At 58.0% G+C, this 24,092-nt stretch carries 23 protein-coding genes and 1 pseudogene; 15 read left to right on the top strand and 9 right to left on the bottom strand.

Translation table 11 applies throughout. From position 1 onward, the window contains the following. Positions 1-508 precede the first annotated feature (508 nt). Positions 509-1,341, bottom strand: a pseudogene (locus tag DIE22_RS39405) (transposase). A 102-nt stretch (positions 1,342-1,443) separates the two neighbouring features. Here DIE22_RS39405 and DIE22_RS36275 point away from each other — a divergent pair. Continuing rightward, positions 1,444-2,064, top strand: a complete 621-nt coding sequence (locus tag DIE22_RS36275) for a LysR substrate-binding domain-containing protein (RefSeq protein ID WP_260426852.1) — start codon at positions 1,444-1,446, stop codon at positions 2,062-2,064. A gap of 119 nt (positions 2,065-2,183) precedes the next feature. Here DIE22_RS36275 and DIE22_RS36270 read toward each other — a convergent pair whose 3' ends face one another. After that, on the bottom strand, positions 2,184-3,047 hold the full coding sequence (locus tag DIE22_RS36270; protein WP_124607386.1) for a LysR family transcriptional regulator: 864 nt from the start codon (positions 3,045-3,047) through the stop codon (positions 2,184-2,186). 129 nt (positions 3,048-3,176) lie between these two features. Between DIE22_RS36270 and DIE22_RS36265 the strand changes: the two genes are divergently transcribed. The 4 genes from DIE22_RS36265 to DIE22_RS36250 all read left to right on the top strand — a co-directional run bounded on the left by DIE22_RS36265 (position 3,177) and on the right by DIE22_RS36250 (position 6,353). Continuing rightward, the gene (locus tag DIE22_RS36265; RefSeq protein ID WP_124607385.1) at positions 3,177-4,046 is read left to right on the top strand and encodes an SDR family NAD(P)-dependent oxidoreductase; all 870 of its coding nucleotides are present in this window, start codon (positions 3,177-3,179) and stop codon (positions 4,044-4,046) included. Positions 4,047-4,086: 40 nt separating this feature from the next. Further along, entirely contained in the window at positions 4,087-4,545 is a 459-nt protein-coding gene (locus tag DIE22_RS36260) for a nuclear transport factor 2 family protein (RefSeq protein WP_124607384.1), read from the top strand. Between the two features lie 450 nt (positions 4,546-4,995). Further along, positions 4,996-6,090, top strand: coding sequence for an IS630 family transposase (locus DIE22_RS36255; RefSeq protein ID WP_409410210.1), 1,095 nt, complete (start codon positions 4,996-4,998; stop codon positions 6,088-6,090). A 20-nt stretch (positions 6,091-6,110) separates the two neighbouring features. Further along, positions 6,111-6,353 (top strand): DUF6429 family protein, encoded by a 243-nt coding sequence (locus DIE22_RS36250; RefSeq protein WP_185640772.1) that lies wholly within the window; start codon positions 6,111-6,113, stop codon positions 6,351-6,353. 63 nt (positions 6,354-6,416) lie between these two features. Here the strand turns inward: DIE22_RS36250 and DIE22_RS36245 are convergent, their stop codons facing one another. Beyond that, positions 6,417-7,304, bottom strand: a complete 888-nt coding sequence (locus DIE22_RS36245) for a LysR family transcriptional regulator (RefSeq protein ID WP_124607382.1) — start codon at positions 7,302-7,304, stop codon at positions 6,417-6,419. A 186-nt stretch (positions 7,305-7,490) separates the two neighbouring features. Between DIE22_RS36245 and DIE22_RS36240 the strand changes: the two genes are divergently transcribed. From DIE22_RS36240 to DIE22_RS36205, 8 genes are all read left to right on the top strand, one after another. Next, entirely contained in the window at positions 7,491-7,883 is a 393-nt protein-coding gene (locus DIE22_RS36240) for a DoxX family protein (RefSeq protein ID WP_124607381.1), read from the top strand. Positions 7,884-7,912: 29 nt separating this feature from the next. Further along, positions 7,913-8,521: an FMN-dependent NADH-azoreductase gene (locus DIE22_RS36235; RefSeq protein WP_124607380.1), complete on the top strand. Its 609-nt coding sequence runs from the start codon at positions 7,913-7,915 to the stop codon at positions 8,519-8,521. A gap of 30 nt (positions 8,522-8,551) precedes the next feature. Further along, entirely contained in the window at positions 8,552-9,508 is a 957-nt protein-coding gene (locus tag DIE22_RS36230) for a pirin family protein (protein ID WP_260426851.1), read from the top strand. Between the two features lie 49 nt (positions 9,509-9,557). Then, complete coding sequence (locus DIE22_RS36225; protein WP_124607379.1) at positions 9,558-10,454, top strand: NmrA/HSCARG family protein; 897 nt, start codon at positions 9,558-9,560, stop codon at positions 10,452-10,454. Positions 10,455-10,548: 94 nt separating this feature from the next. Next, on the top strand, positions 10,549-12,141 hold the full coding sequence (locus DIE22_RS36220; RefSeq protein WP_124607378.1) for an acyl-CoA synthetase: 1,593 nt from the start codon (positions 10,549-10,551) through the stop codon (positions 12,139-12,141). A 25-nt stretch (positions 12,142-12,166) separates the two neighbouring features. Next, entirely contained in the window at positions 12,167-13,354 is a 1,188-nt protein-coding gene (locus DIE22_RS36215; RefSeq protein WP_124607377.1) for an acetyl-CoA C-acyltransferase family protein, read from the top strand. Positions 13,355-13,364: 10 nt separating this feature from the next. Beyond that, positions 13,365-14,216 carry a 3-hydroxybutyryl-CoA dehydrogenase gene (locus tag DIE22_RS36210; protein ID WP_124607376.1) on the top strand — a complete coding sequence of 284 codons (852 nt, stop codon included), beginning with the start codon at positions 13,365-13,367 and terminating at the stop codon, positions 14,214-14,216. Between the two features lie 34 nt (positions 14,217-14,250). Continuing rightward, entirely contained in the window at positions 14,251-15,048 is a 798-nt protein-coding gene (locus DIE22_RS36205; RefSeq protein ID WP_124607375.1) for an enoyl-CoA hydratase/isomerase family protein, read from the top strand. 478 nt (positions 15,049-15,526) lie between these two features. On the opposite strand, the gene DIE22_RS36200 is transcribed toward DIE22_RS36205, so the two are convergent. The 6 genes from DIE22_RS36200 to pcaD form a co-directional block, all read right to left on the bottom strand. Continuing rightward, entirely contained in the window at positions 15,527-16,474 is a 948-nt protein-coding gene (locus DIE22_RS36200; RefSeq protein WP_124607374.1) for a PDR/VanB family oxidoreductase, read from the bottom strand. A gap of 102 nt (positions 16,475-16,576) precedes the next feature. After that, positions 16,577-17,362, bottom strand: a complete 786-nt coding sequence (locus DIE22_RS36195) for a carbon monoxide dehydrogenase subunit G (RefSeq protein WP_124607373.1) — start codon at positions 17,360-17,362, stop codon at positions 16,577-16,579. A 45-nt stretch (positions 17,363-17,407) separates the two neighbouring features. Beyond that, a complete protein-coding gene (locus tag DIE22_RS36190) occupies positions 17,408-18,463 on the bottom strand; it encodes a S9 family peptidase (protein ID WP_124607372.1) in 1,056 nt (351 codons plus the stop codon). 301 nt (positions 18,464-18,764) lie between these two features. Continuing rightward, positions 18,765-19,907 (bottom strand): acyl-CoA dehydrogenase family protein, encoded by a 1,143-nt coding sequence (locus DIE22_RS36185; RefSeq protein WP_124607371.1) that lies wholly within the window; start codon positions 19,905-19,907, stop codon positions 18,765-18,767. A 167-nt stretch (positions 19,908-20,074) separates the two neighbouring features. Further along, complete coding sequence (locus DIE22_RS36180; RefSeq protein WP_124607370.1) at positions 20,075-21,004, bottom strand: 3-keto-5-aminohexanoate cleavage protein; 930 nt, start codon at positions 21,002-21,004, stop codon at positions 20,075-20,077. A 62-nt stretch (positions 21,005-21,066) separates the two neighbouring features. After that, positions 21,067-21,861, bottom strand: a complete 795-nt coding sequence (gene pcaD, locus DIE22_RS36175) for a 3-oxoadipate enol-lactonase (RefSeq protein ID WP_124607369.1) — start codon at positions 21,859-21,861, stop codon at positions 21,067-21,069. Positions 21,862-22,083: 222 nt separating this feature from the next. Between pcaD and DIE22_RS36170 the strand changes: the two genes are divergently transcribed. Both DIE22_RS36170 and DIE22_RS36165 read left to right on the top strand, forming a co-directional pair. Next, the gene (locus DIE22_RS36170) at positions 22,084-22,842 is read left to right on the top strand and encodes an SDR family NAD(P)-dependent oxidoreductase (RefSeq protein WP_124607368.1); all 759 of its coding nucleotides are present in this window, start codon (positions 22,084-22,086) and stop codon (positions 22,840-22,842) included. Positions 22,843-22,882: 40 nt separating this feature from the next. Further along, positions 22,883-24,082: a cytochrome P450 gene (locus DIE22_RS36165; protein ID WP_124607367.1), complete on the top strand. Its 1,200-nt coding sequence runs from the start codon at positions 22,883-22,885 to the stop codon at positions 24,080-24,082. Positions 24,083-24,092: the final 10 nt, after the last annotated feature.

Below are 24,092 nucleotides of genomic sequence, written 5' to 3'. Positions count from 1 at the left end.
TGCCGTTGGCCCGCGAGGATCCACCTCCTGCTTCTGCTCTCACGTTCACGGGTGGGACGCGTTCATTTCAATTCTCCTATTTTTCTCGAAAAATGGCAGGAATGCTGCCGATAGCATTTTTGGCAAAACTACTCTTCTATATGTCGATATTTGATGAACACTCGTGAAGCTTGTCTGAATAATCGGATAGATCTTGGTGCGAAGGGCATGGAGCCGGAGGTTCATGCAATTCGCTTTGCAGCCGGATAGGCGAAGACGATCCGCGCGAAGGGGCTTCGCTTCATCAACTGCTCGATCATGGTGACGAGGTTGGTCGGATGGGAAGAGGTCGAACCGTCAGCTATATCGACTTTAGCGCCGCATTTCCGATCGCCACCACGGAACAAAATGCAAACAATTCGGCGTCGCTCATCCACCGCTATTCGGCTGGACCGGCGGGATGGAATGGCTGTTTTTTCGTTTGGAACAGTGAGCTTCCCTCGGTTTTTCGCCTTCCAATGGTCCCGAGTTATGCAGCGGCGTCCTTGGTCTGCTGAGCTTTGATCCAGTCCCGAAGGAACCGCTCCGGAGAAACAAAGCCGAGCGACGAATGACGACGACTGCGGTTGTAAAACACTTCGATGTATTCGAACAGATCGGCCTTCGCGTCCTAGTGCGTCTGGTAGCGCGTGGCGTGAACCCGTTCGTTCTTCAAGCTGTTGAAGAAGCTTTCCGTAGGGGCATTGACGCTCCTATGTCAAGTAGCACGGGCAGAATCGGCCAAGTCGGCCAGAATGAGCGGGTACAGCTCCCTGACGATATAGCGCTTCAGGCAGCGGTGAATCTCCTTGTTTGACATGCCTTCCTTGGTTCGTCGTTCGGCGTATGCACCCTTGGCCTCGGCGTGCACCGTCCGAATCATCGTCAGCAATTGCGTGTCCGTCAGCCGCGTTCGTTCCGGCGTACCGCCGCGCTTCCACGCGCGATAGCCATTCACGCTGACCGACAGCACCCAGCACAGCGACGACGGCGGATACTGCCCGACCTGCCGGTCGATCCAGGCATACCTCACAGCAGGTCCTTCGCGAAGTATGCTGCCGCCTTTTTTGCGATCTCAAGCTCCATCTGCAGGCGCTTGTTCTCCGCTCGCAGCCGCGAAAGCTCCATTTGCTCCGGCGTGACTGGCTTCGCTCCGGCGCTGTTGAGCTTGCCCGACGCCTCGGCCTTTACCCAATTGCGAAGCGTCTGCTCAGAGATGCCCAGCTCCCGGGCCACTACGCCCACGCCCTGGCCATCCTTGACCCGCTGTACGGCGGCCAGCTTGAACTCCGCCGTGTACACCTGTTTCGGTACCTTGAACATGCCTGATCTCCTTCCTTTCCGTCGAGTTTATACACGACCTCTTGGAAGGCGAAATTTCAGGGGAAGCTCACTGCTGATGTTAAAGCGCGCGCGATCGGCATAGTGCGTATCGCTGCACTGATGGTGGTGGCCAGTTGCTTGTTGCCGAAGGCAATCCGTGCCTATGCGGAGATTCAGCCGCACGTGGTGATCCGAATCCGCGATTGTCCCGTCGATCGGCTGGTGGAAGCGGTCGCGGACGGCGATGTCGATTTGGCCGTTGGTCCCAATCGCACGTGCGACGGGGACGTGGATGGTTCGGTGTTGTTTGATAGCCCGTGGGTGTTGTGGTGCGCGCCGAACCATCCGCTGGCGGACGTTTCTCGGGTGAATTGGCAGGATCTGCGCGGTCACGCGTTGGTGGCAGCTGGCAGAGACCACGAACACAATGTTTCCCGCATGCACGCGGCCTTGCCCGAGTCGGAAAAGATTGCCCCGATCGACGTTGTGGAGAATATTTCCACCGCATTGGGAATAGCTTCGGTTGGGTTGGCGGCCACTTTGTCGCCCGCATATGTGGAACCGCTAGCCAAATCCTTCGGGTTGGTCATGCGCCATATCATTGAGCCGGAGATTGTCCGTCAGGTATGGTTGTATCGACCGGCGCGGCGGCTCAGTTCACCGGCGGCGGAGGGATTCGCCGAACACTTGGCGGCGTGGATTACTGTCCATGTCCCTGGGTGATCACTTGGCCGGTAAGCGCAGGACAACTACGTTCCATGAACGCGCGATGTCGCAGGCGACGATGTGAGACCAGCCCAACTCCTGTCCTGGTCTCAGGTGGAAATCTCAACTGAATACAGCTATCCGAAATGCTCGAGCAGGATATCGATCAGGCAACGAATCTTTCGCGCAAGGTGTGGGGTGCGAGGCCGGACGACGTACATTCCGCCCTCTGGAAGCAGATAGCGTGTCATGACGGGAATCAGCGCACCCGACGCAATTGGGCGGTCGATAAGGAAGTCCGGGAGGGCCGCTATTCCCAGGCCCGCGACAGCCGCTGCGGCCAGGGCCGCGCCGTTATCGGCCTTGAAGCGACCCTGTGGGTGCACGGTGATGGTTTTGTTGCCGTCCATCAAGCGCCAGCTTTCCGTGCCTTGCAGTAGCGCTTGATGCCGAGTGAGTTCGTCTGGCGTTTCAGGTGCGCCGTGCTCCTGTATGTAGGTTGGACTTGCGACGACCTTCCCTCGAATAGATGCAACCCGGCGGGCGATCAGGTTGGAGTCTCGTAGATAGCCAACTCGTACGGCACAGTCGAAACCTTCCGTTACGATATCGACGAAACGATCGCTATAGCTTGTATGCACGTGGAGGAGAGGGTACCTGCGTGCCAGCTCCGAAAATACCGGAGCAAGATGCGTTGGTCCAAGGGACAGGGGGGCAGCGACCCTCAGCAAACCTCGAACATCTCCCGCGGACAGAATCGCTTCGCGCGCTATGTCCATCTCCGAGCACGCTCTTGCCGCATGCTCCCGGAATGTGGCGCCTGCCTCGGTGAGGACAGCACCGCGGGTTGATCTGGCGAGAAGCTGAAGACCGAGTTCCTCTTCCAACCTCAGCAAGCGCCGGCTGACGATTGACTTGGAGACGCCAAGCCTGCGGGCGGCTGCCGATACGCCGCCTGCATTTGCCACCTCGACAAACGTCTGCAGATCTTCGATATCCATGAACGTTCCTCATTGTGCGACACCGCGTGTCACGATTTGAGGCTAGTGTAGCCAACTGACCGACGTTATGGTTAGTGATCGAGGGCGACTTGAAACTGCAAAATTCACTTGTCGAATAGGAGCAAACCGATGCGGTCTGATTCCGAACGTTCTCGTCAATCCGTCGCAATCACTGGGGCAGGCAGCGGTCTTGGCCGAGACATCGCGCTTGGCTTCGCCGCCAAGGGTTATGTTGTCTACGGGACTGCGCTATCCGCCGCGGAAGTCCAGGAGTTAAAGGACGTCTCTGGCGGACGTGTCGACCTGACCATCTGCGACTTGACGAATGAACAGGCCGTAAATGGCTGGGCCGGTGTCGTTTCCGATGCGCTTGGTGAGGCAGGCCTCGGTCTCCTGATCAACAACGCAGGAATCTTGACTCCCGGGCCGATTGAGGTGCTTCCGCTTGATTCTATTCGGCGCGAATTTGACGTCAACGTGTTCGGTGCATTGTCCGTGATCAACGCGTTCCTGCCGGCGCTCAGGACGGCTCGAGGCCGTATAGTTCAAGTTAGCACGTGGACAGCGAGCATGCCCCTTCCTTTTAACGGGCCATCGGGCGCGTCGAAGGCGGCTATGGAAGTATTTGCTGACGTCTATCGTGCCGAGCTCAAACGCTTTGGCATTGACGTAGTGATTGCTGTCGCGGGAAATATGAAGACCGGCGGCCCCGCGAAAACGGCAACGGCTCTTACGCGCATTGCCGACGCGATGACCCTTGAGCAACGCCTGTTGTATGAAGATGCGTTCCGTACCTTTGCTTCCACTCTTAACAATATGCAGAGCGCGGGGCTGGATTCCGTCATCGCCGCCACGCGCGTGATTGAATTGGCGGAAGCGGTTCCTGCGCCGAGCCGAGCGCCGGTGGGCTCGGATGCAGAAGAGATGCTCCGTATTGTACGGGAGAAGCCCGACAGTGAACTCGACGACCTTCGCCTTCGGATCGTCGGCCTAGGCTAAAGGCATTTGATTCACTCAAATTTCGTAGAAAGGAAGTCCCATGATCGTGCTCGTTGATACTAGTGATAGTCGTGCAGTCCGAAACAAGGACAACGTCCTCGCGCTTTACGATTTGATGATCAATCAAAAGAGATCAGAAGAGGCCAGTGCCAAGCTCGTCAGCCCGGAATATATTCAGCACAATCCTCTAATCCCCGATGGCGCGGACGCACTCGGAAAATATTTCGGTCAGGTGACGCGTGAGCGTCTTAACGCTCGTGTCGTAGTTCACCGAATTGTTGCTGCTGGCGACTATGTTTGGGCGCATGTGAATTTCTTTAATCTCTTCAATGATGATCCGAACGATACCGGAGTCGCTGGCGTTGATATCTACCGGATGGATGCCGACGGGAAAGCCGTCGAGCACTGGGACGTCCTGCAATTGGTCGGCGACGCGAAGAATTCGGCTCCCTGGGTCGGAGCTGCTATCCCACGTGCCAATCAAAACGATATGTTCTGAGAAAGTGGGAACTGGTAATCCTCGCGCGACAGAGCAGCCCCGGGAAAAGTGATGCTCAAGTGAGTGCCGAACACCGTGTTCCTTCGAACCGGTATCTCTGAATAGCATTTTTTTATTTTGGCTGATTGACGTTTCTGCTTGGTTTCCAAGCTCGTCCAATCTCTACCATTCTTGCAATCTTCACGTGCGTCGAAACGTTCGTCATTCATCACAATTTTTATGACCGGGTCAGGCGCTCCGCTTTCCCATCGCTTGCAGAAATCCTGATCCAACTGGATTCAATTGTGAAATTGAAGCGGAATCGAAGCATATCGGTTTTCGTACTATCGGCAACCGCTTGATTAGTCTGGGAAAACGTTAACGCTCGTTTAACTGCTCCCGATTTCAACAGTCAGTGTCGTGAGTTAGAAATTCATTGAATAAATTGCTGCCTGTAGTAGTGTTTGGTGAATGCACAAACACAACGAGGCGGCGATGGGCGGACGACCGAAGGCGGAACTTGTGTTGAGCGAATCGGAGCGCGATCAACTCACGGCCCTGACGATGCGGCGTAAGACGGCGCAGGCGTTGGCGTTGCGAGCGCGGATCGTGCTGGCCTGCGCCGAGGGCATCGACAACAAGACGGTCGCGGCGAAACTGCGGGTCACGCAACAAACTGTCCCGAAGTGGCGTTGGCGCTACGTGATGCATCGGCTGGACGGTCTGCTCGACGCGCCGCGTCCTGGTGCGCCCAGATCGATCGACGACGCACGTGTCGATGCCGTGATTGCGAAGACGTTGGAGTCCGTACCCAAGGGCGCGACACACTGGAGTACGCGCACGATGGCACGGGAGATGAGCCTTTCGCAGACTGCAGTGTCGCGAATCTGGCGAGCCTTCGGCCTGCAGCCGCATCGGCAAGAAACCTTCAAACTCTCGAGCGATCCGCTGTTCGTCGACAAGGTTCGCGACATCGTCGGCTTGTACCTCGATCCGCCACTCAAGGCGATGGTGCTGTGTGTCGACGAGAAGAGCCAGATCCAGGCGTTGGACCGTACGCAGCCCATACTGCCGCTGGCGCCCAGCATTCCTGAGCGTCGCACTCACGACTACATGCGCCACGGCACCACCACATTGTTTGCCGCGCTGGACATTGCCACTGGGGAGGTCATCGGAGAATTGCACCGTCGCCATCGCAGCAGCGAATTCCTGCAGTTCCTGCGCACGATAGATGCCAACGTGCCGGCTGATCTGGAGGTTCATCTGGTGATGGATAACTACGGCACGCATAAGACGCCTTCGATCAAAAACTGGTTCGCTCGACATCCGCGCTTCCAGGTTCACTTCACCCCAACGTCCGCATCGTGGCTCAATCAAGTGGAACGTTGGTTTGCCACGCTGACCGAGAAGTACATTCGACGTGGCACGCATCGCTCGACACGGCAACTTGAAGAGGCGATCCGGCATTACCTCGACGTCTATAACGCGAATCCTCGGCCGTTCGCCTGGAGCAAGTCGGCCGATGAAATTCTCGCGAGCCTCGAACGGTTTTGCGCACGGGTCTAAACGATATCGAGATGAACGCCATGAACATCGACACAGCTGCGATTGACGACGCCGTCCTCGCGCTCCTCTATTTGACCTTGCATGACCACAACCGCGGCTGGAAGAGCTTCGATTGGGACGCACTCAACCGACTCCATGAGCGCGGCCTCATCGGCGATCCCGTCAACAAGACGAAATCGGTGATCCTCACTGACGACGGTTTGCGCGAATCCGAACGTCTCTTCAAGCAGCACTTCGTCACTGCTGGCAGCAAAACCGATTAATTAAACGAATTTACAACTCACAACACTGATATGTATGGACCGGATCAATAAGCCGAACGGCGCTCAGGTGAGCGTGTTGCATCCGGACCGACCAAAATGTTCGATCAGCATATCGGTCAGGATCCGCACCTTGCGGGATGGAAATGCGCCAGGTGCGCGCACGAGGTACATCCCGGCTTCGGGCGCCGGAAAATTGGTCAGTACCGGTACAAGCTCCCCGCGCTCGATATGCGCGGCAATCAAAAAGTCCGGTAGGGCAGCGATCCCCACCCCAGCCAAAGCGGCTATTAGCACGGCTTCGCCGCTGTCGACGGTGAATCGGCCACGTGGACGCACGACGACGGTTTCTCCTCGGTCCCGCAAGGGCCAGACTTCCCCTTTTTTCAGTACGGCATCATGATGCACGAGCTCTTCGAGCGTCATCGGGGTGCCATGGTCGGCAATGTAAGCAGGGCTAGCGACAAGCCAGCCCCGAAACGTGCAAATTTGCCGCGCAATTAGACTCGAGTCGGGCATGAATCCGAGTCGTACAGCACAGTCGAAACCTTCGCCAATGATGTCGACAAACCGATCGCTATACGACGCGTCGAGCCGCAGGCGTGGATGTTGACGAGCGAGATCGGCGAACACTGGGGTCAGCCGGGTAACTCCGAACGAAAGGGGGGCAGCGACGCGAAGCAGCCCACTCACCTCTGCCTCCGGCGATAGCGTTTCCTGTGCAGCTTCGAGTTCCATTACTGCGCGCAAGGCATGCTCGCGGAATGTCGCGCCTGCCTCGGTGAGGACAGAGCCGCGCGTCGTTCGGGATAGCAATTGTGCGCCAAGTGCTTCCTCCAGCCGGGCCAGACGACGGCTGACAATCGACTTTGACAACCCGAGGCGCCGTGCGCCGAGAGCGACGCCCCCCGCTTCCGCCACTTCGATAAACGTTCGCAAGTCTCCTAGATCCATAGCATTTCTCTCGGCACATCTCGTTCGGGTTTGGTAGATCGTATTCGGGGCTCTAACCCCTCGACTCATACTATCCCGAGTGTTCCCAAATCTGCAACTGCGACGCCACCATTCCGGGGCTAGTCGGTCGATTTCCGGAACGATAAGCTCATACACAGTTCATCATTCTTTTGGGACATTCAACCTATGTGGAATTCATCGATTGCGACAGTGGGGCGGGTTCTCCTCGCCGGCCTGTTTCTCGCTAGCGGCCTGTCGAAGCTGGGCGCCGTAGCCGCAACTCAAGCGTACATCGCCTCGGCGCACCTGCCGCTTGTTGGATTCGTCTACGTACTGACGGTTATTGTCGAGGTTGGCGGTGGATTGATGTTGTTACTTGGCTTCCAGGCCCGTCCAGTGGCTGCCGTGCTTGCGATCTTCACCGTGGCTGCCGCATTCGTCTTCCACCACAATTTTGCTGACCAGAATCAAGCCATCCACTTCCTGAAGAACTTCGCGATCGCGGGGGGCTTACTGCAGGTGGTCGCGGCAGGTGCAAGTCGCTTTAGCCTCGACTCGCGTCGCCTGCAGAAGGTCTGATCGGGCGTGGCCTAAATAAGGAAATCACAATGAAACTGCTGCATGTCGACTCCAGCATCCTCGGCAATCAATCGGCGAGCCGACAGCTCACCGCTGAAATCGTTGCTTCGTTGTCGAAAGCTCATCCGGCTTCGGAAATCATCTACTACGACCTGGCCGCCGAGCCGGTCGGCCATCTTACCGGTTCCGAATTCGCGGTGCTGCGTGGTGCAGAACCACAGGATGAGGTAACGAAGCGGGAAGCGGCCCGAAACACCAAGTTGCTGGAAGACTTTCTCGCTGCGGATGTTGTCGTGCTTGGGGCTCCGATGTACAACTTCTCGCTGCCTACGCAACTTAAGGCATGGTTCGACCGCCTGGCGGTGGCTGGCAAGACATTCCGTTACACGCCCAACGGCGTGGAGGGGCTCGTCAACGGAAAGCGTGTGATCATCGCTTCGTCGCGTGGTGGCTTCCACAGTGAAGGGTATCCGACAGCGTTCCTCGATCATCAGGAGAGCTATCTCAAGGGCTTGTTCGGATTTATCGGTGTCACGGACATCTCTTTCGTCCGTGCAGAAGGACTTGGGGTCAGCCCCGAGGTTCGCGAAGCCGCTATGGTTTCTGCTTCCGCCGAGATCGAAAAGCTTGCTGTTTGACAAAGTGATGGTCTGAGGGGCGTGACGACGATGATGAAGAGCTTTGATGAAGGGAGGGATCCTATGCCCGGCCTCGCCACCGGCAGCGGCACTGACGAAGGCGTCGCGCCGAGACGCATCGTATACCGAACCCGTGGCCATGGTCGTGGCCCCATCACGCGCTTGATGAGCCCATCCGATCTTGGTCAGCTCCTGAAGCCGTTCGTGTTTCTTGATTTTTTCAACGCAGATGAGGCTGCCATCCGGGCCATGTCAGGGGATAGCGGGTTTCCGATTCACCCTCATTCTGGCGTCGCCACCGTCACGGTCATCACCGAAGGACATGTGCGTTTCGACGATCCTGCCATCGGTTCAGGTTCGATTGCCTATGGTGGTGTGGAGTGGATGCGGGCTGGCGGGGGCATCTGGCATGGCAAGGAAATGTCCCCGGGTGACGTTTCGAGCCTGCATGGTGTTCAACTCTGGCTCGCATTGCCGCCGGAATTGGAGAACGGGTCACCGGAAAGTCGCTATATCGAAGCGAAGGACATGAGGCGGGCCGGCCCCGCTTATGTCATTGTTGGCGCCTATGAGGATGTCTCGAGCCCCGTGCCCGCCCCGGAAGGGATCAACTACCTCTTGGTCACTCTGCAGCCTGGCGAGCGTTGGGTCTACCGCCCACCGGCGAAGCACACCGTCGGGTGGCTGGCGCTCACCAAAGGCGAACTTGATGCCAGCACACGGATCACCGCAGGTGACATGGTGATTTTCGAGCAGGGTGAGGAGCCTATCATTCTGCAGGCAGCGGCTCACGAGAGTGCTGTATTCGTGCTGGGCTCGGCCGTGCCCCATCCGCATCCCTTGCATCTTGGCTACTACTCGGTTCACACCTCTGCGGCAGCGCTGGAAGAGGGTGAGCGGCGCATCGCCGAACTGGGCCGTCAGTTAAAGGCGGCGGGGAGCCGACGCACGGCGTCCGGGACTATTCCGGTCTTCCGCGAAGCGTGAGCGCAGGAGGCACCCCGGAGCAGCCGTCTCATTTGAGGAGCGCCATCGCATGAATGTAATTCGCAACGCGTCCGCGAAAACGGTCGTCGTCCTTGGTGCCACGGGCCGGCAGGGCGGCGCGGTGGCGCGTGTGCTTGCGGCGGAAGGTCAATGGCAAGTCCGCACTATCTCCAGAAATCCAGACTCTGAAGTAGCCCGCCGTCTCGCCAGCAGCGGCATTGACGTGGTCCTTGGGAATATGGACGATCCAACCACGCTACTGGCGGCCTTCAGGGATGTATACGGCGTCTATTCCATGCAAGGTACCGACCAGGGCATGGAGACTGAGGTCAAGCGAGGTATCGCCGTTGCGAATGCGGCACTGGCTTCAGGTGTCGAGCATTTCATCTATGCGTCTGTCGGAGGTGCGGACCGAGGGACAGGTGTTTTGCATTTCGAAAGCAAGTGGCGAATCGAAGAACACGTTCGCCGGATTGGCTTGCCGGCGACCATCATCCGGCCAGTCTTCTTCATGGACAATTTCATCAGGCTGCCGATGCGGCTGGTACTGATGGCATTGATGCGCAGCTACGTGCCGAGGGCAAAACCGCTGCAGATGATCGCGGTTGACGACATCGGTAAGTGGGTCGCACGTGCCTTCAGCAATCCAGAGTATTTTGTCGGCAGAGTCGATGAGATCGCCGGCGACGAATTGACATCAGGTGAGATCGTCGCAGCGTTTAGGGACCATGGCTGGTACCCAGGCCTACCGGTCCCGTTTCCACGGGGAGCTTTACGTCCGCTTCCCACCGACGTTCTCAAGATGTTCGAATGGTTTGCGGTCGAGGGCTACAAGGCCGATATCACTGCTCTGCGAGAGCTGCAGCCGGGAATGCTGCGCTTCACCGATTGGTTGTCTGCCAACCGACGAGGCAGTTCGACGAACAGGATCGCCATGCGGGCGTGAAGGCCCGTTGCAATAGTTGGGCGGGCGGCACGCACTGATCGCTGCGACACGCAAAGCGACATCCCGAATCACAACAACGACACGGAGACATCAAATGGAGAATGACGGATCAGCCGCGGACGTGGTCCGGCAGCAATGCATTGGCGATATTCTTCGCCGCACGGCACAACGCTTTCCCGATAAGGAGGCGATCATTTGCGGCGACGTCCGGTGGACGTATGCTGAATTCAATCGAATCTGCAATCGAATCGGGCATGCGTTGCTCGAGAGAGGCATCGGCAAAGGCGACAGGGTCGCCATTCTGTCGCGGAATTCTCATGCGTTTGCCGCGATGCGCTTTGCTGTTGCCCGGATTGGGGCGATCCTCGTGCCGATCAATTTCATGCTGAACGCGGACGAGATCGCATACATCCTGCGCAGTTCTGGGGCAGAGACGCTGGCCGTCGGTCCGGGGCTCGAAGAGGTGGGGCTGGAGGCCGGTCGTAGGGATACCAGAGTTCAGCGGACGTTCTGGCTGCCTGGCGAAGGCCCTTCTGCAGCATCGCTAGAGATGGAGACCTTCGACGATTTGATGACTGGCACCGACGAGCCCCTTTCGATTGGTGTCGACTCCCGTTCTCCCGCTCAGATCATTTATACCAGCGGTACCGAATCGTTACCGAAAGGCGCTGTTCTGAGTCATGACGCGGTACTCTGGGAGTATGTCAGTTGCGCGATCGAAGGAGAGATGTCAGGAAGCGACACGCTGCTTCATGCGTTGCCGCTCTTCCACTGCGCTCAGCTCGACTGTTTCCTTGGACCGGCCATCTACCTGGGGTGTACCAACGTTATTACGGGCACGCCGCGGCCTGACGTCATCCTGCCATTGATCGAACGCAATTCTGTCAATTCATTCTTCTCCCCGCCGACAGTCTGGATCAGTCTCTTGCGTTCGGAACTTTTCGACTCAACCGATCTGTCTTCTCTTGAAAAGGGGTACTACGGCGCATCGATCATGCCGGTGGAGGTTCTGCTGGAGATGCAGCGGCGCTTGCCGAAGGTTCGCCTTTGGAACTACTACGGTCAGACAGAGATTGCGCCGCTGGCGACGGTGCTGAAACCTGGCGAGCAGTTGCGCAAGGCAGGGTCCGCTGGTAGGCCGGTGCTGAATGTCGAAACTCGTGTCGTTGACGACAACATGGACGACGTCAAGCCGGGTGAGGTAGGCGAGATCGTGCATCGTTCGCCGCAGCTCCTTTCGGGGTATTTCAATGCACCGGAAAAGACCGAAGAAGCATTTTCAGGCGGATGGTTCCATAGCGGCGATCTGGCGGTGGTCGACGACGAGGGCTACATCACCGTCGTCGATCGCAAGAAGGACATGATCAAGACCGGCGGCGAGAATGTGGCGAGCCGGGAGGTGGAGGAGATGATCTTCCGCTTGCCGGAAGTCTCTGAAGTGGCGGTGGTGGGAATTCCAGATCCTCGATGGATGGAAGCGATCCTTGCCGTGGTCGTGATCAAGAACGGATGCGCGCTGGATGAAAGTCGGGTGCTCGAGTACTGCAGGCAGCATATGGCCCACTTCAAGGTTCCCAAACGAGTGGTCTTTGTGGACAGCTTGCCTAAGAATCCGAGCGGAAAGTTGCTCAAGCGCGAACTACGCCGCCATTTCGAGACGGCATTGGCAGCGACCAGTGCAGGTTGATCAGGTATAGGCCAAGGGTAAAGAGATGAATGAACGTGATGTCGTTGTGATCGGAATGGCTCGCACTGCAATTGGCACCTTCGGCGGTTCACTGAAGGATATCCCACTTACCCAATTGGGCACCGTGGCGCTGCAAGCCGCGCTGCACAGATCGGGCGTCGAGCGCGCGGAAGTGGGCCATGTGGTCATGGGCAACGTCGTTCCGACCGAACCCCGGGACGCCTACCTCAGCCGGATTACCGCGATCGATTCGGGCATCCCGAAGGAGGTGCCGGCCTTCAATGTCAACCGGTTGTGCGGTTCTGGCCTTCAGGCAATCGTGTCCGCTGCGCAGGCGATCAAGTTGGGGGATGCCGACATCACCATTGGTGGAGGTGCCGAATCGATGAGCCGCGGCCCATATCTGGTTCCGGCCTTGCGTTGGGGCGCACGTATGCACGACTCCAGTCTCGTCGACTACATGAACGGAATTCTCCACGACCCTTGGAAGCAAATTCACATGGGAATCACGGCGGAGAACGTTGCCAGGCGTTACGGTATTAGTCGCGAAGATCAGGATGAGTTGGCGCTGGAGAGTCAACGGCGAGCGGCTCGCGCGATCGCGGCAGGATATTTCACGGCGCAAATCGTGCCAGTGGAGATCAAGACGAAGAAAGAGCCGGTCCTGTTCGATACGGACGAGCATGTCCGCACCGATGTCACGCTTGATGGGCTGGCGAAGATGAAGCCGGTGTTCCAGAGGGAGAACGGAACGGTGACGGCCGGCAACGCGTCTGGACTGAATGACGGAGCAGCCGCAGTTGTCCTCGCCGATGCAACGCGGGCGGTGGCGTTAGGGCTAAAACCTCTGGCGCGTCTGGTTGGCTATGCGCATGCAGGAGTTGAGCCCGAATACATGGGAATCGGACCGGTACCGGCAGTTCGACTGGTTCTCAAGCGTTGCGGCCTCACCACCGGCGATCTCGACGTAATCGAATCGAACGAGGCGTTTGCGGCACAAGCCTGTGCTGTATCGAGAGAACTCGATTTCGATCCGGCCAAGGTCAACCCGAATGGTTCGGGAATCTCGTTGGGCCATCCCGTGGGTGCCACGGGCGCAATTATCGTGACCAAGGCGATCTACGAACTTCATCGCACTGGTGGGCGCTACGCCTTGGCCACCATGTGTATCGGTGGCGGGCAAGGCATTGCTGCCATCTTCGAGCGCATTTAAGGGAATATGCATGGACATTAAGATCGTTGGCGTCGTGGGGGCCGGAACTATGGGTAACGGCATCGCCCAGGTGTGTGCTGCCGCGGGTTTCGACGTAGTCATGGTTGATATTTCTGAGGCTGCTTTAGCGAGTGGCCTCAGAGCGCTAACCGGTAGCCTGGAGCGTTTGGTAAAAAAAGAAAAGCTCACTGAAATCGACAAGGAGGCGGTGCTGCGTCGGATCAAGATTTCGACGAATTATGCAGATCTGGTTGCTGCCGATTTGGTGATTGAGGCCGCCACTGAAAACGAACAGCTCAAATTGCGGATTCTGCAGGACGTCGATGCCATCGCAAGACCGTCCGCACTCATCGCCACTAACACGTCTTCGATTTCCATCACGAAGCTGGCTGCAGCGACGCGGCGCCCGGAGCGTTTCATCGGCACGCATTTCTTCAATCCCGTACCAGTAATGGCCTTGGTTGAACTTATTCGCGGGCTGCAAACCGCCGACGAAACCCTTGCTCGGATGCAGGCCTTCGCAACGGCGATCGGAAAAACGTTTGTCGTCGCGCGCAACAGCCCGGGCTTCGCCGTCAATCGCATCCTCTGTCCGATGATCAATGAGGCAATCTTTGCGCTTCAAGAAGGACTCGGTACCGCTGAAGATATCGACAATGGGATGAAACTTGGGGCAAATCATCCGATCGGTCCGTTGGCGCTCGCTGATCTGATCGGTCTCGATACGATGCTCTTCGTGATGGAGGTCTTTCACCAAAGCTTTGGCGACCCCAAATATCGTCCGGCACAGCTACTCAAGGAAATGGTCGATGCTGGATACCTCGGCCGTAAGAGTGGACGCGGTTTTTACAAGTACGAGTGAATTCGAGGACAACAGTGACCACCGGAGCTGAACGATGAAAAGCAACGACACTGCGGTCTTGTTGGAAAAGCGAAATGGCGTTGCCAGCATTCGCTTCAACCGGCCGCGCAGCCTCAACGCGATTTCACCGGAGTTGGCAGAGTGCTTTCTTCAACGCTGCCAGGAGGTTGCGACTGATTCCACGTGCCGCGCCGTTGTGATCAGCGGTGAAGGTCGCGCATTCATGGCTGGCGGCGACCTGAGCCGCTTTCATCAAGATTTCTCCAATGCGGCGGAAACCGCAAGGGCCATGATTGAGCCGATGAATACGGCGCTTTCCATTCTGGTCTCGCTTCCCTTGCCGGTGGTGGCCAGCCTCCATGGTCCCGTGGCCGGTGCCGGGATGAGCGTTGCCCTCGCCTGTGATCTGGCAGTCGCATCGCGCGACGTGCAATTTTCGTTTGGCTATACGCAGATTGGTGCAAGTCCGGATGTGGGCATGTCATGGTCGCTACCCCGCATTGTTGGGCTGCGTCGAGCGATGGGCATTGCTTTGCTCGGGGAAACATTAAGCGCGGATAAGGCGCTGGAGATCGGAATCGTCAATCGCGTGGTGCCAGAGGAAGAGCTGGCTCATGTGACCGATACGTTGATGATGCATCTCGGCAGTGGGCCAACGATCGCCTATGGACAGGCCAAGCGCCTACTGCGTGCTTCGTGCACACATAGCTTCGAGCAGCAGCTTTCCGAGGAACTCGGAGCGTTCCAGGCGTGCGCGGCAACAGATGATTTTATTGAAGGAGTATCCGCCTTCATCGAAAAGCGCAAGGTCACTGCATTCTGCGGCGTATAGCGCGACGGACACCCATCGAGACGTTAGTTGAGGGAGGTCCGATGGGCAGTAGCGTGAGGACTGGTCAGGGTGCGTGCCCGCGATACGCGCGAGGGGATACCGGCCCGAGATCGTATAGGTCGTTGACTCCGTGCGGCCGGTAGTGAGTCACCTGACGGAGGGGAATCGGGTGGCTCCATCGTCCGATTGATCGTGCAGCCGATCGTGATCGCTCTGGATTCAGGCACGGGGCACGCGTTGCCCCGTTTCGAGAACCACTCCCCTAAGCTGCATACTCGGCTCGGCGAACGAACGGTGCTGCAGCCACACTGGCGGCTGTGCACGACAGCGGCCTCCCATTTCATGTCGAGGATGTCGGACAACTACATATGGGTGACGATGTCGCGGCAGCGGCGCAGCTTTGCGCGATCGGTTCGTCTGCCGCACCATGATCGAATAGGCGAGGTGCTGGTCAGCGTCTCAATACGAGGGACTGCCGTCATAGATCGAGTACCAACAGCGGTGACTTGGAGCGTGAGCAGCACGGCAAGAACTGATCATTCCCGGCGCGCTCCTCCTCGGTGAGATAGACGTCGCGATGTTCCGGCTCACCGGACAGAACGCGGGTCAGGCAGGTGCCGCATACGCCCTGCTCGCAAGAGGTCGGGATGTCGAAGCCGCGGGCGGCCAGGGCTGCGAGGACAGATTGGTGTGGTCCGACGGAGATAACTTCACCAGTGCTGGCCACTTGCACATTGAACGTCTCGTTGGAGGCAGCAGGCAGCGCCGCTGCGGCGAAGTGCTCGTGATGCAGATTGGCCTCATTCCAGCCGGCGGCCTTGGCCGTGCTCAATACGGCGTCGATGAAGCCGGCCGGTCCGCACACATAGGCATGCGTGTCTGGAGCGGGGGACGCCAGCACGGCGGCCAGATCGATGTGCTGATCGGGAGGCACATTGTCGAAATAGAGGCTTACGCGATCCCGTAGATCCGGTTGGGCCAGCCGTTCGCGGAACGCTGTACGTTCCGGTTCGCGAGTACAGTAGTGCATCTCGAACGACATGCCGGTACGTGCCAGGCACTCGACCATGCTAAGAATCGGGGTGACCCCGATGCCGCCTGCCAGCAGGATCGAATGCTTTGCTTCCGGATGCAGCGGAAAGTGATTCTTGGGTTCGCTGATTTCGATCAGAGCACCTTCGGACAGAGCGTGCATCGCGATTGATCCGCCGCGGGAATTTGGGTCTCGCAACACTCCGATCATATAGCGGTGCGTCTCGTTGGGGGCGTTGCACAGGGAGTACTGGCGCACCAATCCCATGGCGAGATGAACGTCAATGTGAGCCCCTGCTGAAAACGGCGGGAGGTGGGCGCCGGCCACGGGTTCCAGTTCAAATGCATGGATATCGGCGGCGATCTCGCTTTTTTTGACGATCCTGACTTTCATTGAACAATCCTCAATACACTGTTGGAGCCGGTTTCTTCCGAAGCTGGGCTGTGGAACGGGAGCGCATTGCTTCGATAACGCTGCCGAGACAGTCCTGGCCCGCTAACCGCTGCTTGCGTTACGCGAACTGCGACCGAGTAAATAACCGACGGCGAGTACGGTCAGCAGTTGAACAGCAATGTTGAATTCGGTGGATGCGTATGCAACGGGCAGTGCGCCGCGCGCCGAGCCGAGTTCGTTGAGTGCGAGGCCAGCCAGCAGCACAGCCACGACGGCGATGGCAAGCGCGGTAGTCGCTATCCTGCGGTCGGCTCGACTCGGGCCTGCGACAACTGACGGTGCCGGGGAGGAAAGCGTCTGCCGTGCCGGAGCGGGGAGGGGCTTGGCGCGTCCCGCATCCTCGGGCGTGATGGGTTCTTCCTGCGGCTTAGTAAGGTCGGCTTGGGTTTGCGCTTCGATCTCCCTTGCCAGGTTCTTGAAAAAGACGGCAGAGAGTGTTTTCGTGGTCGCGTCAATCATCCTACTTCCGAGCTGTGCCAGCTTGCCACCGACTTGAGCCGAAAACGTATAGGACAAAAGTGTCTCGGCGCCATCCGCGGTCAATTTTACGATCGCACCACCTCGTGCATGACCGGCAACGCCCCCCTGGCCTTCCCCAGTGATGCGGTAACTGTTTGGTGGATCAAGTTCACTTAACGTCACCGCACAATTGAACCGGGCCGAGACTGGGCCGATCTTGATGGCGACGACCGCAACCATCTCATTTTCGGATTGCTCGCTCAGCTCCTCGCAGCCAGGTATGCAAGCCTTGAGCGTCGCAGGGCTGTTCAGTGCGGCCCAGACTACATCGCGGCTGGCTGGAATACGCACTTCACCCGTCATGTCCATGTTTGCATTTCCTCTTGTTTCAAAGGGGGGATATGTGTGATGCGATCAAATGTACCGTGCAAGAAAATCACCAATGGCCGGTCGAACGATATGTGATTTATCGTGGCAGCAGTGTCCGCTGTCCATGAGGAGCATCGTCTCGATATGCTCGCTCTTGATATCGGCAAGGAGTTTCTCTGCGTTGTAGAACGGCGTAACGCGATCGAGTCCGCCATGGATAACTAATGTGGGTACAGTGATCCGATCGGCGTAACCTTGCAGGTTAAGAAAGGAGAGGTAATCCTCTGCCTCCTTCGCATTCGCTTTGCCCGTGATAAAGGTGAGTGCGGTCCGGTTCGGGGGCGTATGTTGATCCATCGGCAGCAGATCGTAGACTGCGCCCCACGCCACGAGCACCTTGATACGACGATCGACAGAAGCCGCGCGTGGTGCGAAATAACCGCCCATGCTGCGGCCGACGATGCCGATGCGTCCTGTGTCTACTTCGGGACGTGTCTCCAGATAATCGATCGCAGCGCTGATTGCTGCCTCAAAATCGGGAATCGTCCGCATTTTGAAGACTGTCTCTCCCTGCCCGGGGCCGTCGAACGCCAGGGTCGCCATGCCACGTTTGAGGCAGATGTCACTCACGGACCGATAGTCTTCCTTTGTCGTATCCAAGCCACCAATCAGGAGAACGACGGGTGGTTTTTCCAGGCTTTCCGGAGTTCGGAGGTAACCAGTGATATCGATGCCGCGGAAGGGGAAGGTGACAATCTCAGCCGGTGGATCCAAGAGGGGAGCTGCGCGTGCAAACGCGTCGGTCTTGGCTTTGTGAATTTTCTCCTTGACGTTCACATCGTCGAAATACAGAAACTGCGCATAGTGGTAATAAAGCGATGCCCGGAAGAATTCATCGGCGGCTGTCACGCCGGCATCTTTCATCAGTGCTGCTTCGCCACGGCTCTCGGCTTCTGCTGCGTAGGCCGACCAAATCTTCCGCCAGTCATCCCAGTCGCGAATTTCGTTCCGGATGTTGATCAAGTCTCGATAGTGCACGCCGTCGGCGAGAAAACGGTCGATGCCCTTATCGATTACAGATTGTGGAGTATCGGCAATCATGTTGGTTCCCTTCGGTTGAATGTTGTACGTGAGAGGGAGGATCAATATGGTATTGATTTATACGATGCGTCTTTGGCGAAAATCGCCTTCGTTGCAATTATCGGATTCAAATCTTCACCTGAGTCAATTGGACCCATGTGCATGGCTTGCTGAAATGATGGTCGCAAAAGGGTCTAGTTGGAAGTAGTTTGTTTTGATGCGAGGCATGCAGCCTCGGTATGGCGGTAGCTGTGACGATGGAACGGGAAGTGGTCGGGCTCGGCCGACCTGACATGCAATTTCAGCTGCAGATTCCTCTTCTCTATATTGATCGTCCGATCACTTCCTTCATGATTTCGGAGGTGCCGGAATAGATGCGCTGCACACGTGCGTCGCGCCAGAATCGGGCGATGGGGTACTCGTTCATGTAGCCCGCACCACCATGGAGTTGCAGCGCCTTGTCGCAGACCTCGAACTGCAATTCCGAATGAAACAGCTTGGCTGCCGAAGCTTCGGTGGCTGTCAGTTCCTTGTTGATGTGGCGCGTGATTGCCCAGTCGATGTGGGCCCATCCGACCTGTAGCTTGGCGGCCAGATCGGCGAGGGTGAAGCGCGTGTTTTGGAAGTCGAACACGGTTTTGCCGAAGGCCTTGCGCGCCTTGGTGAAGGCGACCGCCTCGTCGAACGCGCGCTGTGCGGCAGCCTGCGCAATGATCGCGTTTCCCAAACGCTCGACGGGCAACTGCGCCATGAGATAACTGAAACCTTTTCCTTCCTCGCCGAGGAGGTTGGCGATAGGGACGCGGACGTCGTTGAAGAACAACTCGGTCGTATCCGAGGCTTTCTGGCCGATCTTGTCGAGGTTCCGGCCGCGAGCGAATCCTTCCCGACTTGTCTCCACCAGGATGAGCGACATGCCCCTATGTCCAGCCTCGCGGCTGGTTTTGACGGCTACCAGTACCAGGTCAGCGCACTGACCATTGGTGATGTATGTCTTGGTCCCGTTGATGACGTAGATGTCACCGTCTCGAACGGCAGTCGTTTTGATTGCCTGGAGGTCCGAGCCCGCGTCGGGTTCCGTCATGGCGATCGCTGTGACTACTTGCCCGGCGATCATCCTGGGAAACCAAAACTGCTTCTGGTCCTCGGAGCCGTAATGAAGCAGATACTCGGTTACAACGTCCGAATGCACGACGGGGCCGGGTATGGAGCCAAGATAAAAGAGCTCCTCCAGGAACACGGCGTTGTAGCGGAAATCCAGCCCTAGGCCGCCATATTGCTCCGGAACGCCCGGGCACAGCAGGCCGGTTTCACCGCACGCGCGCCAAAATGCGCGATCAACCATTCCCTGCTTTTCCCAGCGCTCCAGATTCGGCGTGACGTGGCGCTCGAGAAAGCGACGAAGATGATCGCGGAACAGGCTGTGTTCCTCGTTGAAGGCGGTACGCGTGGAAGTGTTCAGCATTTCGTTCTCCGTGGATCGCGGTGTATTCAGGTTCAGCCGGGAACAATGACACAACCGACCATACATCTGACACGGTCGTCATGGATTCGCAATCCTATTCCAACGCCTTGGCGCGCTTCGATCGATTCGGCTGGGCGCTGGAGCGGTCAATTGCCGCCCCATCACCTTTAGAAATTGACGTTGTCGGCACCTTTCAGTGCCAGGATATCTCGCGCTTCGGCAGGCGTCGCGATTTCGAGCGACAGCTTTTCGAGGATTTCACGAATGAGGCGAACCTGATCGGCATTTCTTGTGGCCAGTTGTCCTTTTCCCAAGAACACCGAATCTTCAAGACCTACTCGAACGTTAGACCCATTGATCGCCCCCATCGTATTGAACGGCATTTGATGGCGACCGATCGCCATCACCGACCAGCGATAGTCATTGCCGAACAGCTTGTCTGCGGTTCGCTTTGCGTGCATGAGGTTCTCCGCGTCAGCCCCCTGTCCACCAAGCACGCCGAAAATGGTCTGAACGAAAAGGGGGGGCTTGACGAGCTTGCGATCGAGGAAGTGTGCAAGCGTGTAGAGATGTCCGATGTCGTAGCATTCGAATTCAAATCGGGTTCCGTTGCGATTGCCCAGACGATCAACGATCTGCTCGATGTCCTTGAAGGTATTCTTGAAGATAATGTCCCGAGTTGCTTCGAGGTAGGGCTTCTCCCAGTCATACTTGAACGTCTTCATTCGTTCCAATGCGGGAAAAGCGCCGAAGTTCATCGATCCCATGTTGAGAGACGCGAGTTCCGGCGCGGTTTGCTCTGCCGCTGCGATTCGCTCGTCCAGCGTCATTTGCGGGCTACCGCCCGTGCTGATGTTGATGACGGCATCCGTTGCCTCCTTGATCCGCGGCAGGAACTCCATGAAAACTTTGGGATCGGGCGTCGGACGACCGTTATGTGGATCGCGCGCGTGAAGGTGCACAACGGCCGTACCGGCGCTCACTGCTTCGATCGCGTGTTCGGCGATCTGGTCGGGCGTAATGGGCAAATACGGACTCATGCTGGGCGTGTGCACCGAGCCCGTGATTGCGCATGTGATGATGACTTTGTTGGCCATGATGGGCTACCTCCAATTGAGTTGAATCTCCCTGCGGGAGCACTGGTTCGACTGCGTGTTCTTTATTTGCAGGTCTGAGAGAACGTTCTGATAAGCGCGGCGAAGCCAGCGGGATCCTCGACGCAGGACATGTGTGCGGCATTGAGCGTCGCCATTGAGGCACCCGGTATGGCAGCTACCAACTCTTCGCCACGGCTCGGGGGCGTGGAAGGATCGTGTGAGCCGACGATCACGAGCGACGGGCAGCGGATCTGTGGAAGTGAGGTGCCAAGATCCTCCACTTCAAGTACCTTTGCGCACTCGGCGTAGCCTTGCGGATCGATAGCTGCGATCATGCGGGTGATCTCCTCGACCACAGGATTGCCGTCCGTGCGGAAGGACGGCGTGAACCAACGTTGTAGCGTCGCGTCGACCAGCGGTTCCATGCCTTCGGCCAAGGCGGTAACGTAGCGGTCCCGCCACATCTGCGGCGGTGGATAACTGGCGGCGGTGTTGGCCAGCACAAGGCCCGCGACGCGCTCGGCAGCGTGGACGCCTAGCCACATTGCGGTGAGCCCACCCAAGGAGAGGCCGCAAACAATCGCTCGGTCTATGCTCAATGCATCAAGGACTGCGAGCGCGTCCGATCCCAAGGTGCCAATGTTGGCGGGATGTTCGCCAAGCGTGGACTGGCCGTGCCCGCGCGTGTCATAGCGGATCAGCTGGAGTTCGGGAAGAGCGGCGACGACTTCGTCCCAGATGCTCTTGTCGGAGGCGAGTGAGTTGCTGAAGAGAATCGGCAACGGTTCACCCGGGTCGCTTATGTTGTATTCGAATGCAATTGTCGCCCCGTCGCGTGTTTGTGTGTGTCCGTGCATGGTGTCCCTCTACTGATGGTGGGCGCAGTATAGGTTTCTCGCGATGCGATAAGGCATGCTTTATTGGTATGGCAGCCAAGCTCTTGGCATTCGACGAGTCGGTCTGCTGCAGTAACGGCGGCTTGGCATGCCTGCGATGCCAAATCGGCATTTGCTTCGATACCCGAACCTGCTGTCAAAATATTGGAAATTGGAGACGGTCACGAAGACGAGAGGGACAGGATGAGAGTACTCGAAGGGAAAGTGGCGCTCGTCACGGGCGGGGCCCAGGGAATCGGTGCAGCCTTTGGGCTTGCCCTCGCGCGCGCTGGTGCCGCTGTCGTGCTTGCCGATATCGTCGACGCCAGCCATGCTATTGAGGATATCAACGCGGCAGGCGGTAATGGCATGGCGGTGACGCTCGACGTATGCGATGCGGGGTCGATTGCCGAAGCAATCGAGCAGGTGTCGGCCGCGTTCGGTCGCCTCGACATTCTGGTCAACAACGCCGGGATCGCCAGTGCGTTGACCGCGAAGGCGTTTACGGAGATCGACGATGACGAGTGGGATCGTGTCCTGCATGTCAACCTGCGCGGTGTTTTCTCGTGCATGAAGGCCGCGGTTCCGCTGATGCGCAAGGGCGGTGGCGGGGCAATCGTCAATATCGCCTCAGCGACCGCCCTGAAGGGGACGCCGGGCTACATGCACTACCTCGCGTCCAAGGGGGGCGTGATCGCAATAACGCGTGGGGCTGCGCGCGAGCTCGGCCAGGATCAAATTCGTGTGAACGCCATTGCGCCCGGTCTAATCATGACAGACAACTTGCGAGATCACGCCAGCTATCGCGGCGAGGTTCTCGATGCAATCATATCGGCGCGCTCGCTCAAGCGCGAGGCGGCACCGGAAGATGTGGCCGGGACGCTGCTCTATCTCGTGTCGCCGCAAAGTGCCTTTGTCACCGGCCAGACCATCGTGGTCGATGGTGGCGTGGTGATGAACTAGTGATCCGGCCCGTTGACGCAGCTACAAACAGGAAAGATTCATGAACACTACCGGGCATCCCTCCGGGGACTTCGACGTGCTGGACATCGACCCATACAGCGAGGAATCCTTGCGTAATCCGTCCAGCTACGCCTCTGCGATCCGCGAGACCGGGCGGGCGGTTTGGATCCCGCGTTACCAGATGTGGGCCGTTGGCAGATACGAGCATGCCAAGGCCGCACTGGATAACTGGAGGGTCTTCGTAAACGGCTTTGGTACCGGGTTGAACGACGGTCCCGGAAAGGAGCGCTGGCGTCCTCCCAGCCTGTTGCTCGAGACCGATCCGCCCGATCATGAGCGCTATCGTAATGCGCTTGCGCCAGCAGTCGCTTCGTTCAGGGCGCGCCGTCCTGAATTGGAAGCACGTGCCGCCGAATTCGTTGACCGGTTGGTTGCGGCGCGCAGCTTCGACGCCGTGAGTGATCTGGCGGAACCGTTCGTTACCCGCGTGTTTGGGGATGCCGTTGGACTGCCTCACGAGGGGCGCGAAAACCTGCTTCCCTATAGCGATCTGGCTTTCAATTCGTTTGGACCAGCGAACTGGCTGGTCGAAGCGGCGAGGGAAAGTGGCGGCGGGGCAGTCGAGTGGGTCACCGAGGCGTGTAAGCGCAAGTCGTTGACCTCGGGTGGTATGGGGGCGATGGCCTTTGCTGCGGTCGATGCCGGCACCATCGAGGAGTGGGAAGCCGAACGGCTGGTCCGTTCGTTCCTGACAGCCGGCCTTGATACTACGGTCAACACGATCGCATCCACGCTTCGTTACCTGAGCGCTGACCCAGAGCAGTGGGGGAAACTTCACGCCAATCCGGGTTTGGCGCGTCAGGCCTTTGAGGAAACGCTACGTTTCGAATCGACCGCGAGCATCGTGTATCGCTGCGTCGATGCTGATATCGAGTTGGCCGGCGCGCAAATGAAAAAGGGGGACAAACTGATGATCTCGGTGATGGCGGCTAACCACGATCCGGCTCAGTTCAAGGGTCCGGAACGGTTCGACATCGAACGCCGAACTCCGTCCGTGGGCTTCGGCTGGGGCATCCACACTTGCATTGGCCAGATGATTGCCCGCACGGAGGGCGAAATTCTGCTTGGCGCACTGGCAAAGCGAGTGGCGCGACTTGAATCTGCCGGTGAACCGGTGCGGCGGCTCAATAACACGGTCCGGGGCTTCGGCAGCGTGCCGGTAATCGTGAAACCTGCCTGACCCCGTTTCT

Origin of the sequence: Burkholderia sp. Bp9142, from assembly GCF_003853415.1 — a bacterium.
In the GTDB taxonomy this organism is placed as follows: domain Bacteria; phylum Pseudomonadota; class Gammaproteobacteria; order Burkholderiales; family Burkholderiaceae; genus Burkholderia.
The sequence above is the reverse complement of the archived record's forward strand: the minus strand, read 5'-3'. Positions and strand labels throughout refer to the sequence as shown.